Here is a 12387-nt window from a genome sequence, read left to right on the forward strand (position 1 = left end):
ACAAATGACAAATGACAAATGACAAATGACAAATGACAAATGACAAATGACAAAACGCATAATCGGCTTAACTGGTGGTATTGCCACAGGCAAAACTACTGTCACCAATTATTTAGCTAGCACTTATAACTTGCCGATTTTGGATGCAGATATTTATGCTAGAGAGGCAGTATCTTTAGGTTCGCCTATTTTGGATGCGATCGCTCAACGTTATGGCGAACAAATTTTACTACCAGATGGCAGCCTCAACCGCCAAAAGCTAGGCGAAATTATCTTTAATCGCCAAGATGAACGCAACTGGATAGACAATTTGATTCATCCTGATGTGCGCGATCGCTTCCTCAAAGCAATTGCTCAATCTTCGTCACAAATACTGGTGTTAGTAGTGCCTCTATTATTTGAAGCTGGGATGACTGATTTGGTAACAGAAATCTGGGTAGTGCGTTGTTCTCAAGAGCAACAACTACAAAGATTGATACAACGAAACCATTTAAATGTAAAACAGGCACGAGCCAGGATTAACAGCCAATTATCCATCGAAGAAAAAGTGGCTCATGCAGATGTCGTTTTAGATAACTCTTTTACCCTAGAAATACTACTGAAGCAGATAGATGTAGCTCTAGCTACGACAAGTAGTAACTAAATTATATTTTTATTAAAATATATACATATATGACATTTTCAAGACATAAAAAGCTTATTAATTAATACTAGATAGTTAAGCAAAAAACTTATATCTCACCAGATATTGTCCTACAGTTAGGTGATTTTACAGTTGAATATGCGATTAATAGTACTGTAAATTTAAAAGAATGACTTTTAAATAAATTATAAGTTCTATTTTTTAAATGTTTTTAAGTGCCTTCTCTTCAATCATAACAGGTATGAACTTAAGTTTTAGTTTTTTAAATAAATTAGCTTTGGTTATCTCGCCAGTAACAGAATTAAAACAAAAGAATAAAATCCATGATTACAGACAACAAGTTTGTGGAGGCGACTACATATTTGAGCGCTTCAATGAAGGAACAATCGGGTACATGACTGGAGTAGGGAAAAGCGTTAAAGCTTGCGATCGCATTATCTTACGAGAAGGTTGTGAATCTTATCAATATCAAGTTGAAGAAATTGATTATTACTCCGCTCCATCTGATATGTGGATAGCTTTACTCAAGCAAATACCGAATGACTAAATATTGTTAGCGAAAGCTTGAAATTGCGTGAGCGATTATTTGCACAATAGTACAGCTGTGAAAGAAGATGAGCGGCATTTGTGCGATGGGCTAGGCCCCGCCGTACGCGATCGCATTTCCAGAATCTCTCCTTAAATTTAGCAGATGAGGCGATACTCACTAACAAATATCGCTTACTTAGAGCAATTAGCACCCAAATTCTTCTCTAAGCCTGCGCCTTAAATCTCCAGAGATAGGTAGCCAGTTAATTTCTTGGCAGATATTGTTACGAGTTTCCCCATTTTGTAAGCGTTGTCTATAGATGGCTATTAACAACGCCTCTAGACCAAACTTAGATAACATATCAGCTGCCAATCCTATTATTCCCAGCAGAACTATACCACCTATCATCCCTCCTGGCCCCAACATTGCTAAAGCTGCTGTAATAGCAGCAGCACCAGTAAGACCTGTAGTAGCCATCGTAATTATAAGTACAATTGCAGGCAAACCTATTCCAGCTGCTTTCCTTACAAATTCATCCATACTATATCCTCTAATAAATACTGATATAACAGACTCATTGGGTTTCAAGTTTAGTGTTCCCCGAAATTTGTACGGCTCAACATCAAATAACAATTGTTTTATAGCGCAGTGATTTAAGGTTGGTTATGGTGAAATATTATAACAGTACAATTCCTAGCAGTTATAACTGTAATTATTCACCAGTATGCTTGTATTCTTTATCCACGGTGTCAACACTCAGAATTCTAGATATGCTGACGTAATCATAAAACAAATCCACAACAAACTAGCAATTCCTGCAAACTTTTACTCAAGTTTTTGGGGGAACTTATTCAACAATAAAAAACATCAAACTATTAGATGTATTGAGAAGGATTTTTCTAGATTTTGTGAACATCATAAAGAATATAAAGGTTCGTATGATGATATTTACAGATACAGAAAACGAAGAAATGAGATAATCAGTAATTTTTTAGGTGATTTTTTAATCTATCAAAATCCCGATCGCGATAAAGCAATACGTAAAGCTATCGTTGAACAACTGAGTCAGTTCTTAAATGACCACTCAAATCAACAAGAAATTCATTTGATTGCTCATTCTCTAGGTAGTTTAATTCTGTGGGATCTCATTTTTTCAGATACTTTAGACAATGATGATCCAGCTTTTATTTTTCGTGAGAAACTAAATCTGTTAAATTTAGCTAGCATTACGACATTGGGTTCTCCTCTCTTATTCCTTAAGCAAATGCTAGATATTGATTTCTCGGTTATCAATTATTATTTTAAAAATTTTAATAAAGAAAAAACTGCTGGATTGCAGAAGTTGAGATGGGTAAATATAATTCATTCCTCTGATTTAATTGCCTATCCTCTCAAAGCTGCCATAGAAGATGAGATTAGCTCAGATTTATTATTCTGCGATCAGTATGTGTGGCAGTATGCAAACGCGATGGAGAAAACATTAAGAAATATGGGTCAATCAGATATGGCAATGGTTGTTGGAGCAGAAGATGCTCATTCTTCGTACTTTTGCGATAATCTGGATGGTAATATCACATCAAACATCATTGCATATAATTTGTTAGGAAAGACACAAAAACTTTTAGAAAGGTGTGTCCATCCAAGACCTATGAGATGATTGAAGCCATAGATAAAGCTGTACATCTTGGTAGCATTGAGTGAAGTACCCGTCAGCAAGGGAGCGAGGGCGATGTACGCAACCGTCACACAACCACTGACTTTTGAAGAATTTCTTGCCTGGGACGATGGTTCAGGCAGAGAGTTTGAGCTATTGGATGGGATTCCTGTGCCATTATCAGAACCAAATGCAAATCATGAGGATTTGATCGAGCGACTGTGTGCTTACTTAGAAAATCACTGCCAAGAAAATGACCTGCCTTACGTGTCGCGCCAGTCCAAGCAGGTTCGCCTCAAAACAGCACCAGGCGAAAAGGAAAAAAGCCGGAAAGCAGATATTGTCATATTTGCAAGAGTTGAATGGCAGAGGATGAAAACTAGCTCTAGTTCTGCTGCTGCATATATTCCACCACCCGGAGTCATTGAGGTCGTTAGCAACAACTGGAAGGACGACTATCTGACAAAACTTGCTGAATATGAGGACTTGGGCGTTTTTGAGTACATCATTGTGGACTATGCTGCTTTTGGTGGCATTCGGTTCATTGGCTCTCCCAAACAGCCAACTATTACAATCTACCAACTTGAAGATGGAGAGTATTTACCCCCAAAGGTGTTTCGAGGGCAGGATCGAATTGATTTTAGATTGTTTCCGAACATTCCCTTAACGGCTGAACAGATTTTTGCAATGAGTCGCTGATTAGCAACGAAGAAATTTATTTTAGTCGTCTTCTCGCCACAATCGCCCAACGGTAATCAAATGTGACGTAGCTGACTGCATTATTCTACACAAGTTGTAGATTGAGCGATCGCTACGATCTCCCAATCTACTTAGTATAGAAAAACACTTATTGTGAGCTTGAAAGTAAATTTTTTATTTTACCTAAAAATCTAAGTAAACATACTAATCCACTGTGAGATAAATTTGCTTACCTTTAACAAGGGACTTGAGTAGGGGAAATTCATGAATTGCCCTTACTTGTCTGCTTGCTTAATTGAGATGGTAGCTGGATTTGCGCCGCACTCTATTAGGCTGTGATTGGTTTATTATTCTCAGCTTAATTTCGGTCTGATTATGATCAAAAACATTACTCTAAATCCTCTAGTAACTGATATTCGGTGTGAAGAAATTTGTCAGATTTTGGGAGAGACTTACAACCAGGAACACTGGAACGATTGGCGCTGGCAAATGCGGCATCGGTTGACTAAGCTGGAACACTTTCAGAAGTTATTAAGGCTTAGTGCTACCGAAGAACAGGGACTTTTAATTGCACCAGAGAAGTTTGCTGTAGCCGTAACTCCATATTTTGCATCGCTACTCGATCCAGAAGATTCCCTTTGTCCACTACGGTTACAAGTGATACCACGTCAAGAAGAACTAATAGTTAGTCCAGCAGACATGGTAGATCCATGCGGTGAGGATGGCGACACTCCAGTACCAGGACTCGTACACCGCTATCCTGACCGAGTGTTGCTGCTTGCCCTAGACAGCTGCGCTGCTTATTGTCGTTACTGCACCCGCTCTCGTTTGGTGAGCCAAGGTGAGATGTACCCAGTAACGCGGCGGTTGGATGCGATCGCCGCTTACCTGGAGGAACACACCGAGATCCGTGATGTGCTAATTTCCGGTGGCGATCCTCTATTGATGGCTGATGAACCTTTAGACAATTTGCTTAGGCGGCTGCGTGCCATTAAGCATATTGAATTTATCCGCATTGGTTCCCGCGTGCCGAGTTTTTTACCGCAGCGAATTACACCAGAACTGGTTGCCTTGCTACGTAAACATCGTGTGTGGCTATCTTTGCACTTTTGTCATGTGCAGGAACTTACCCCAGAAGTGGCACAAGCTTGCGATCGCCTCGCTGATGGCGGCATTCCTCTAGGCAGTCAAACCGTGCTGTTAAAAGGTGTGAATGATTCTGAAAAAGCCCTGAAAAATCTGTTTCACGGTCTTCTGAAGCTGCGTGTACGACCTTATTATCTTTATCAATGCGACCCTGTTGTTGGGACTGCACATCTGCGAACGAGCGTGCAAACTGGGCTTGATTTAATTTCTAAATTACGCGGTCATACTACTGGCTACGCTGTACCAACCTATGTAATTGATGCCCCTGGTGGTGGTGGCAAAGTCCCAATTCAAGCCGAAACTCTAGTTGCTTATGAGAATGGTACAGCTACAGTGCAAAATTGGGCAGGTAAGACGTACACATATATAGATCCAGTAAAGTAGGTTTAACCCTACATATAGCAATCCTAAATCATTCAATCCCAATGCTTATTATGTGAAAAAATTCGCTGACCGAGAGTTGGATCTGATTGCCTACCGAGATATAGAAGTGGGAGAAGAAATTACTGCTAACTACAATGGTTCTCCTGATGATAAATCTCCTATATGGTTTGATGTTGTTGATGAGATATTTTCACTTAATTAAGGATTTAGTAATCGAAATTCTTTAATTAAGATATTTGATTTGTACGTTAAAGCTAACAGAGAAAGCTTTCTCACTGGGAATTATCGGGGTATGGGGTTATTTATTGGTCTGTGTTTTGACCTTAAGGCAGACTACCTTAAGGCTGGTTTCAGTGCCTCTGAGGTGATGGAGTTCGACGATGAAGAAACCATCATCGGGCTGGAAACTGCACTATTGCAGTTAGGTCATCAGGTTGAACGTGTCGGTAATGGTAGAGAACTTGCTCTGCGTTTGGCAAAAGGCGATCGCTGGGATCTGGTTTTCAATATTGCTGAGGGTTTAAAGGGTCGTTCTCGCGAAGCTCAAGTCCCGGCAATCTGCGAATTATTCGCTCAAGCTTACACCTTTTCCGATCCGCTTACCTGCGCCCTGACGTTAGACAAGGCACTAACTAAGAGAGTAGTGCGCGATCGCGGTTTGCCGACAGCCCCCTTTGAGGTCGCGAATACTACCGCAGAGGCAGCAGCTGTGTCGTTGCCAATGCCACTTTTCCTTAAGCCTATGGCGGAAGGCAGTTCTAAAGGGGTAACTGGGCGTTCTCTTGTCAAAGAACGCGAGGAGCTAGTCAATACTTATCAAGTGTTACACGAACTTTTTGGGCAACCAATACTCGTGGAAACCTTTCTTCCTGGTAGAGAAGTAACAGTAGGCATTATTGGCAACGGTAGCAACTCACGGGTAGTAGGTGTGATGGAAGTAATTTTTACAGGTCAAGTGGAAGCTTTCGCCTACACCACCCTTAATAAAGATGAGTATTTGGAACGGGTATCTTATCGTTTGCTTATAGATCCCGAACCACTGGCAGCACAGGCAAGGCAACTAGCGCTGGATGCTTACCATACTCTTGGTTGCCGTGATGCTGCCCGCGTGGATCTACGCTGCGATCCTAGCGGTGTGTTGCAGTTTATGGAGGTTAACCCATTGCCAGGGCTACATCATATCCGCTCAGACTTACCAATGATCGGACGTTTGGGTGGTATGACATATACAGAAATCATTGCTGAAATAGTCGAGTCTGCATGGCAAAGATATAAATGCTGAAGGGCGTTGCTGAATCAAGGGATGATTCTTGTAGGGTGGGCGACACGATAGCCCTAAAATACAAGAGACGGGCTTTTCGGCCTATCCTACAAAACTAACAAAATCATCACACTTTCTCTGCAACGCCTGCTGAAGAAGAGGCAGGGGGCAGGCTGACAGGTACAACAACACCTACACCTGTCAGCGACTTCCCCCTCCCCTCTGCCTTTTTTATGCAATATGAAGTTGCTCAAACTAAACTACAGAGGGATGTTAGGTGATACGCTCATCTTATAGGGTGTTCAATAGTGTTACCTGACTGTGGAGAATATACTCATGAATTTATTATTTATGCAAACAGCAGCACCAGCTATAGATGCTGCCCCTCATTTTCCTGTTGCTTTTACCTTGGTGTATGTCGTTGGTTTTGTTGCTGCTGTCACCATTGGCTCAATAGCTTGGTACAACTCGAAACGCCCCGCAGGTTGGGAAAGCAAAGAACGTCCTGATTTTGTGCCTAAAGTTGATAAAGAAGAAACTCCGGGTGTGGGTGAACCTAAATAATAAGCAGTGATGAGTGCTGAGTTTAATAATCAAACTTACAGCAGTTTTCATTTATTTTGAACCACATTTTAGATTATTCAGAAGCCTTGTAGAGACGTAGCAGTGCTACATCTCTACATTTGCCTATTAACTCCGCAAAGAAGTTACATTCATATCGTCGTTCAATCTGCGAATCAAACGGGATAACTCACGAATGATATTCACCGCAATTTCGGGAGTTTCTTCGATCGCATCATATAGTTGCTCTTGCGTCAGTTCTAAAAATTCACAAGGTTCTAGAGTCGTGGCAGTGGCAGATCGAGGTTGAGTATCGAATACTGCCATCTCACCAAAATATTTTCCCTGTTCCACCTCTGCCAACTGTTTATTCCCAATGTGAACTTTAACTCGACCGGAGACGACAATATAGAGCGATCGCCCCTCTTCTCCCTGTCGAAAGATGGTGTAATTAGCTGGGAATGACAATTCGTTCATCACTGAAGTGAGCCGCACAATAAAATCATCCCGCAATTCCTTAAAAATCGGGACTCGCCGGACAAATAATAAACGGTCAACACTGGTTAGCATAATTACAAGTTAAAATTCAACATTACTGAACATCTCAAAACTGAAGTCAGAGGGCGATTAGTCATATTACCGATGTTGAATGCTAGCCGTCAAGGATATCCGAGCCTTTATCATCTGACAAGAGTTCTCTTCAATAAGAGCGATTGCATAGAAGTTTCTCAAACAATAGCTCAGTATTCAATACTACTCGTTTTGTGCATTTTGAACTCAGAATTTAGTTTAGGGAAAAGGTTAAAGGCTATTTTCTTTCCGTTTTTCCCTCATGAGTGTCAATGGGTACAAAGCCCAAAACATTTAGTAATTTTGTCAATCACTTTTATTTATCATTTTAAAAAACAAGAGTATTTGCTCTTATTTGGCTGCAAGCCATAATATTGACTTCATGAGCTCCCAAGGTACCTTGCTGAGAAAAAATCACCAATTTGATTGGAGGCAATGCCTCTAAAAATTGGATCATTGGCTGATAAATAACGAATATCGCTCGGTTGTCGTTAGAAAAACAGTCACAAAATCTCTGAACCTGCCCTCAGATCGAGAAGCAGAGAAGATTAACACAAACAGCATTAGAATTACTGTGAGCAACAATTATGGCTTGGCTAATTAGTACATTATTGATTGGAATCTCTGTCGCTTTTGCAACTACCTTTGACGACAACTTATATTTGACAGCTTTTTTCGGTAAAGTCAATCGTAGCTTTCGTCCTAAGCATATTGTTCTCGGTGAATTCCTGGGATTTACTACCTTAGTATGTGCTAGTCTCCCTGGTTTCTTCGGGGGTCTGATTATTCCTAGCAGCTGGATTGGTTTACTAGGTTTACTTCCCGTCGCCATTGGTATCAGTAATCTCATCAGTCGAGAAGAACAAGAAGAGACAGTGCAAGCTGTGTCAGTTGACTTCACCTCTCCGGTAAAATCTGCACGCCAGAAGAAATCACTATTAGCAACCATCCGCGATCCTCAAACTTACCGTGTTTCTGCTGTCACCATTGCCAATGGAGGAAACAACATTGGAATTTATGTACCGTTGTTTGCCAGTAGCAATCTTCCAAGTTTGGGCGTAATTCTGTGTGTTTGTTATTGCGCTGTTGGGATGTGGTGTTTACTCTCTTACAACTTGACTCGTAATCCTCTGATGACTCCCGTTTTAACTCGCTATGGTCGCAAAATCTTCCCCTTTATCTTAATTTACTTGGGACTGTCTATCTTAATTAAAAGTGAAACATATCGTCTTTTACCTAGTCTGGCAATGCTTGGGAATTAGGTATGAAGCGATCGCTCCCCCTTGAGTGGACGCTCCACGCGATCGCAATTTTTGATGATGTAAGCAAATCAGCGATCGGTTCCCATCCAAAAAGATTTTTTAATCACTTGAATTTATCAATATGAATAACAATAATATTTGCTCTTATCAATCAAGTTATCTAAAGTGAGAATAAAGCACATTATCGATGGCTCTTATAAAAGCAAGCCCACCAATAGGAATCAGATTATGAAGGAACTAATGAATCAATCCAACTCTAAAAAATTAACTCAGTGGCTCGTAAAAGCAGTGTTTCTGGTAGTTGTCGCGGGATTTACTCTGCTTATCCAGCCCAGCGCTAGAGCGCAAGCACTAACACCATCCATATCTACGGAATCTGAACTAGCTCCAGTTGAATCGCCAATAGAGTCTGTAACACCACCAGTAATATCTCCGCTTCAATTACCAATAGAGCCTGTAACACCACCAGTAATATCTCCAGTTGTATCGCCAATAGTGTCAGTAGCAGATAACCTTAGACATTTATTACAAACTAATGAATGTGTCGGCTGTAACCTGGCTGGGGCAATGTTAAAGGATGCAAACCTGCAAGCAGCAAACTTGGAAGGTGCTAACTTACAAAATGCAGACTTAGAAAGAGCTAACTTGCAGCAAACAAACTTACAAGGGGCTAACTTTCAAGGAGCAGATTTAGGCAAGGTAAACCTTTGGGGAGCAAACCTGGTGGGAGCAAACCTATTTGATGCAGACTTAGAGAAAGCCAATCTACTGGGAGCCAATCTGCAAACCGCTAACCTACAAAACGCAGACTTGGAAGATACAAATCTGACAAATGCAAACATTCAAGGAGCTAACCTGATGGGTGTTGATTTGGAAGATGCAATCAGACCGGAAGGATTCGCTATTCGGTAATTAAACTGAAGTTCTCCATACGAGTTGAATAAAAAATATCAAAAGCCTGATTCAGCAATGAATACAGGCTTTAATTAATAGGCAAGTTCGTAGTAAGGACTTTAGTCGTTAATTTTCTAAGCACTTTAGTGCTTACTACAAATTTTTCATTACTAACAGGACTTACGCAACTGGCATATTATTTTCAGTTCGTAGTATTCGCGCAGCGTCTCGTTCGCGTTAGCGTCTCCGAAAGAGAAGAGAGGACTAAAGTCTTCAAAATAAGGGCTAGAGCCGCTTACTACAAACTACAAATCCGATTTTTTTGTGACACTTGCGTAAGTCCTAACTAACTTAGACATTGTAATAGTACAGTACCACGTAAATAAACATACCATTGCAAATGGCGCAAGAGCTTGGAATACAATTATGCGTGACTTTTCACTTGTGCCTTGCGGTACTAAGATACTTTGCGACTTTTCAAACATCCTCTTAATGGCAAAATATTTTCAGTCATTTAATTCCAGCAATTCTTTTGTTTTCAAATCAGCCGCGACAGGTTGAGAACATGCAATCTGAGGAGAGATAGAGCAAATCGCCTCTGTGGTTGTTTCAAAACAATTTGATAACCCAATTGTATTTAACAATCCTGTACGTTCTAGTAGTTGTTGGACTTCGGGTTGTAAACCTGTGAGAATTAAGCGGCAATTGTGCCGTTCCAAGTCATGATAAATATCTTCTAAGGCTACTAACCCAGTTGTGTCCATATTTGGTACAAACCGCAACCGGAGAATTAAATACTTTACTTCCGGTTCATCGCGGAGGAAAGTAGCAAACCGTTCAGCAGCACCAAAAAATACGGGGCCATCTACCCGATAAACGGCAATTTCTTTACCTAATTCCAGAGGAGTACCAGGGGGAAATACTTCGGTTTCAGGTATTTTGGCTAGGCTCAATTCGCTCATGCGTTTGATGAACAAGGCTCCGGCTGCAATCAATCCCACTTCGACAGCGAGAACTAAGTCAAATAAGATTGTCACTAGCCAGGTGAGAATCATTACAGCAAAGTCTGAGTAGGTAGCACGCATCAATAAACCAATAGCTTCCCACTCAACCATTCGCAGGCTAACCACCATCAAAATCCCAGCAAGTGCTGCTAAAGGAATCTGTGCTGCTAGGGGTGCTAAAGTTAAAACGATGATGGCTAAGGCAACACCGTGAATTACCCCAGATAGTCGGGTTTTGCCGCCAGAACGGACATTGACAGCAGTCCGAGCGATCGCACCTGTGGCAGGAATACCACCAAAAAATGGCACAATCATATTAGCCAACCCTTGACCAATTAATTCGCGATCGCTATTATGTTTCTCGCTGACAGTCATACCATCTGCCACTACCGCCGATAGCAAAGATTCAATACTCCCCAGTGCAGCTAAAGCCAAAGCTGGGTTAATTAGTTCCCGAATCAGGCTAAAATCATTCCAGTGGGGAATACCTTGAGGCATCGGTAAAGATTGAGGAATCGTGCCAATTGTTGGTACATTCAGATGGAAAGCAGAAGCGATCGCAGTTGCTAACACTAGTCCCACTAAAGAACCTGGTATTGTTGTATTGATCCTCGGCCACAAAAGATTGGTGGCAATTACCACAACTGCCAAGGCAACTGCTGCCCAGTTTAGAGCTTCTACATGAGTTAGACTTTGCCAAAGTCCGGGTAAAAAATGTTCACTACGTGGTAATTTTAAACCAAAGAAATTATTTAACTGACCACAAAAAATAATCACGGCAATACCATTAGTAAAACCTGCCGTTACCGGATAGGGAATAAATTTGACTAACTGTCCCAGTTTGGCAACCCCCAAGGCAATTTGGATAATCCCAGCCATCACCCCAGCAATCCAAACTTTCTCAAGGCCGTATTTGGCGACAATTCCCACCAAAACCACAGCCATTGCACCTGTTGGCCCTGTAATCTGTACTGAGGAACCACCAAAAATTGCGGCGACAATTCCCGCCACAATCGCGGTATAAAGTCCCGCCTTTGGTTCCACACCACTAGCCACGGCAAAGGCTAAAGCTAAAGGCAATGCCACCACTGCTGCTGTTAGTCCTCCCGTGAAATCGCCACGCAGCCCACTAAACAAGCTACCCAGCCGCAAAAGCTGTGGTTCTTTGAGGATATTAGATGTTGCCATATCGTCATTTTTAACTCTTATACACAATTTGCTGAAGCACACACAAATGTTATTCCATCTTTTTAGTAGATTTCATCAGGGTTATTGAGAATTCCCTGATTGCGTATGGGTTTTGGTTCAAGTTCGCCTATTTGCTGATTAATAAAAGCGCAGGCTTGCTTGACATAATCGATAGAGTGTGTATATGGTATGCGATCGCTACCTAAAGTCTCAGTTACAGAGATAAATTTCTGCTTTAATCCAAACGCACAGCAGCTAGCGCCAGTACAGCCCAAAAAGTTGATGTTTTTAAACAAATAAGCCTATTTTTAGTATTCACTTTATAATTTATATGAGTACAAATTTGGTAAATACTAATGTTGCAATCGATTGAAGGAGTGTATAAAAACGGTAATATACAACTTTCAGAATTACCATCTAATGTGTCAGAAAGCCGTGTTATTGTAACTTTTTTAGAACCAGAAAAATCTCCAATCCAAAAGCAGATAATGCGGTTTGGTATGTTTTCTGGGAAGAAACAATCAACAGAAAACGATTTTAAAATTACTGAATTTAATGGAGATACCGAAGATGGCTTAGACTGGTCATAGGT

The 12387-nt window shown here is 41.0% G+C and carries 15 protein-coding genes and 1 pseudogene; 12 read left to right on the forward strand and 4 right to left on the reverse strand.

Translation table 11 applies throughout. The features are described from left to right. The first annotated feature begins 46 nt into the window (after positions 1-46). Both coaE and RMX89_RS20010 read left to right on the forward strand, forming a co-directional pair. Positions 47-643 carry a dephospho-CoA kinase gene (gene coaE, locus RMX89_RS20005; RefSeq protein WP_322690169.1) on the forward strand — a complete coding sequence of 199 codons (597 nt, stop codon included), beginning with the start codon at positions 47-49 and terminating at the stop codon, positions 641-643. 241 nt (positions 644-884) lie between these two features. Further along, positions 885-1190, forward strand: coding sequence for a hypothetical protein (locus tag RMX89_RS20010; protein WP_322674792.1), 306 nt, complete (start codon positions 885-887; stop codon positions 1188-1190). Between the two features lie 186 nt (positions 1191-1376). Here the strand turns inward: RMX89_RS20010 and RMX89_RS20015 are convergent, their stop codons facing one another. After that, positions 1377-1712, reverse strand: coding sequence for a hypothetical protein (locus RMX89_RS20015; protein WP_292733993.1), 336 nt, complete (start codon positions 1710-1712; stop codon positions 1377-1379). A 184-nt stretch (positions 1713-1896) separates the two neighbouring features. On the opposite strand from RMX89_RS20015, the gene RMX89_RS20020 reads away from it, so the two are divergent. The 6 genes and pseudogenes from RMX89_RS20020 to psb35 all read left to right on the forward strand — a co-directional run bounded on the left by RMX89_RS20020 (position 1897) and on the right by psb35 (position 6880). Next, the gene (locus RMX89_RS20020; RefSeq protein ID WP_322690170.1) at positions 1897-2829 is read left to right on the forward strand and encodes a hypothetical protein; all 933 of its coding nucleotides are present in this window, start codon (positions 1897-1899) and stop codon (positions 2827-2829) included. Positions 2830-2901: 72 nt separating this feature from the next. After that, positions 2902-3525, forward strand: coding sequence for a Uma2 family endonuclease (locus tag RMX89_RS20025; protein ID WP_322690171.1), 624 nt, complete (start codon positions 2902-2904; stop codon positions 3523-3525). Positions 3526-3900: 375 nt separating this feature from the next. Next, complete coding sequence (locus RMX89_RS20030) at positions 3901-5055, forward strand: KamA family radical SAM protein (protein ID WP_322690172.1); 1155 nt, start codon at positions 3901-3903, stop codon at positions 5053-5055. 40 nt (positions 5056-5095) lie between these two features. Further along, positions 5096-5257, forward strand: a pseudogene (locus RMX89_RS20035) (SET domain-containing protein-lysine N-methyltransferase); the annotation flags it as partial. A gap of 39 nt (positions 5258-5296) precedes the next feature. Further along, the gene (locus RMX89_RS20040; protein WP_322690173.1) at positions 5297-6337 is read left to right on the forward strand and encodes a D-alanine--D-alanine ligase; all 1041 of its coding nucleotides are present in this window, start codon (positions 5297-5299) and stop codon (positions 6335-6337) included. A 315-nt stretch (positions 6338-6652) separates the two neighbouring features. Then, positions 6653-6880 carry a photosystem II assembly protein Psb35 gene (gene psb35, locus RMX89_RS20045; protein ID WP_322674798.1) on the forward strand — a complete coding sequence of 76 codons (228 nt, stop codon included), beginning with the start codon at positions 6653-6655 and terminating at the stop codon, positions 6878-6880. A gap of 126 nt (positions 6881-7006) precedes the next feature. Here the strand turns inward: psb35 and RMX89_RS20050 are convergent, their stop codons facing one another. Further along, positions 7007-7447, reverse strand: coding sequence for a Crp/Fnr family transcriptional regulator (locus tag RMX89_RS20050; RefSeq protein ID WP_069074674.1), 441 nt, complete (start codon positions 7445-7447; stop codon positions 7007-7009). A gap of 587 nt (positions 7448-8034) precedes the next feature. Here RMX89_RS20050 and RMX89_RS20055 point away from each other — a divergent pair. From RMX89_RS20055 to RMX89_RS20065, 3 genes are all read left to right on the forward strand, one after another. Continuing rightward, the gene (locus RMX89_RS20055) at positions 8035-8709 is read left to right on the forward strand and encodes a cadmium resistance transporter (RefSeq protein ID WP_322674799.1); all 675 of its coding nucleotides are present in this window, start codon (positions 8035-8037) and stop codon (positions 8707-8709) included. 2 nt (positions 8710-8711) lie between these two features. Continuing rightward, positions 8712-8834, forward strand: coding sequence for a hypothetical protein (locus tag RMX89_RS20060; RefSeq protein ID WP_322690174.1), 123 nt, complete (start codon positions 8712-8714; stop codon positions 8832-8834). 115 nt (positions 8835-8949) lie between these two features. Continuing rightward, positions 8950-9621 carry a pentapeptide repeat-containing protein gene (locus RMX89_RS20065; RefSeq protein ID WP_322690214.1) on the forward strand — a complete coding sequence of 224 codons (672 nt, stop codon included), beginning with the start codon at positions 8950-8952 and terminating at the stop codon, positions 9619-9621. A gap of 488 nt (positions 9622-10109) precedes the next feature. Here the strand turns inward: RMX89_RS20065 and RMX89_RS20070 are convergent, their stop codons facing one another. Together RMX89_RS20070 and RMX89_RS20075 are read right to left on the reverse strand one after the other, a co-directional pair. Beyond that, positions 10110-11795, reverse strand: coding sequence for a SulP family inorganic anion transporter (locus tag RMX89_RS20070; protein WP_322686589.1), 1686 nt, complete (start codon positions 11793-11795; stop codon positions 10110-10112). 62 nt (positions 11796-11857) lie between these two features. Further along, positions 11858-12091, reverse strand: coding sequence for a hypothetical protein (locus RMX89_RS20075; protein WP_322674802.1), 234 nt, complete (start codon positions 12089-12091; stop codon positions 11858-11860). 60 nt (positions 12092-12151) lie between these two features. Between RMX89_RS20075 and RMX89_RS20080 the strand changes: the two genes are divergently transcribed. Next, complete coding sequence (locus RMX89_RS20080) at positions 12152-12385, forward strand: hypothetical protein (RefSeq protein WP_322674803.1); 234 nt, start codon at positions 12152-12154, stop codon at positions 12383-12385. Positions 12386-12387: the final 2 nt, after the last annotated feature.

The organism is Nostoc sp. DedSLP04, assembly GCF_034530775.1.
Classification (GTDB): domain Bacteria; phylum Cyanobacteriota; class Cyanobacteriia; order Cyanobacteriales; family Nostocaceae; genus Nostoc.

Bases quoted from the DNA above. Each gene is read 5' to 3' on its own strand.
- RMX89_RS20020 (WP_322690170.1), top strand. From the start codon at position 1,897: ATGCTTGTATTCTTTATCCACGGTGTCAACACTCAGAATTCTAGATAT.
- RMX89_RS20050 (WP_069074674.1), bottom strand. From the start codon at position 7,447: ATGCTAACCAGTGTTGACCGTTTATTATTTGTCCGGCGAGTCCCGATT.
- RMX89_RS20015 (WP_292733993.1), bottom strand. From the start codon at position 1,712: ATGGATGAATTTGTAAGGAAAGCAGCTGGAATAGGTTTGCCTGCAATT.
- psb35 (WP_322674798.1), top strand. From the start codon at position 6,653: ATGAATTTATTATTTATGCAAACAGCAGCACCAGCTATAGATGCTGCC.
- RMX89_RS20080 (WP_322674803.1), top strand. From the start codon at position 12,152: ATGTTGCAATCGATTGAAGGAGTGTATAAAAACGGTAATATACAACTT.
- coaE (WP_322690169.1), top strand. From the start codon at position 47: ATGACAAAACGCATAATCGGCTTAACTGGTGGTATTGCCACAGGCAAA.
- RMX89_RS20025 (WP_322690171.1), top strand. From the start codon at position 2,902: ATGTACGCAACCGTCACACAACCACTGACTTTTGAAGAATTTCTTGCC.
- RMX89_RS20055 (WP_322674799.1), top strand. From the start codon at position 8,035: ATGGCTTGGCTAATTAGTACATTATTGATTGGAATCTCTGTCGCTTTT.
- RMX89_RS20060 (WP_322690174.1), top strand. From the start codon at position 8,712: ATGAAGCGATCGCTCCCCCTTGAGTGGACGCTCCACGCGATCGCAATT.
- RMX89_RS20065 (WP_322690214.1), top strand. From the start codon at position 8,950: ATGAATCAATCCAACTCTAAAAAATTAACTCAGTGGCTCGTAAAAGCA.
- RMX89_RS20070 (WP_322686589.1), bottom strand. From the start codon at position 11,795: ATGGCAACATCTAATATCCTCAAAGAACCACAGCTTTTGCGGCTGGGT.
- RMX89_RS20010 (WP_322674792.1), top strand. From the start codon at position 885: ATGAACTTAAGTTTTAGTTTTTTAAATAAATTAGCTTTGGTTATCTCG.
- RMX89_RS20030 (WP_322690172.1), top strand. From the start codon at position 3,901: ATGATCAAAAACATTACTCTAAATCCTCTAGTAACTGATATTCGGTGT.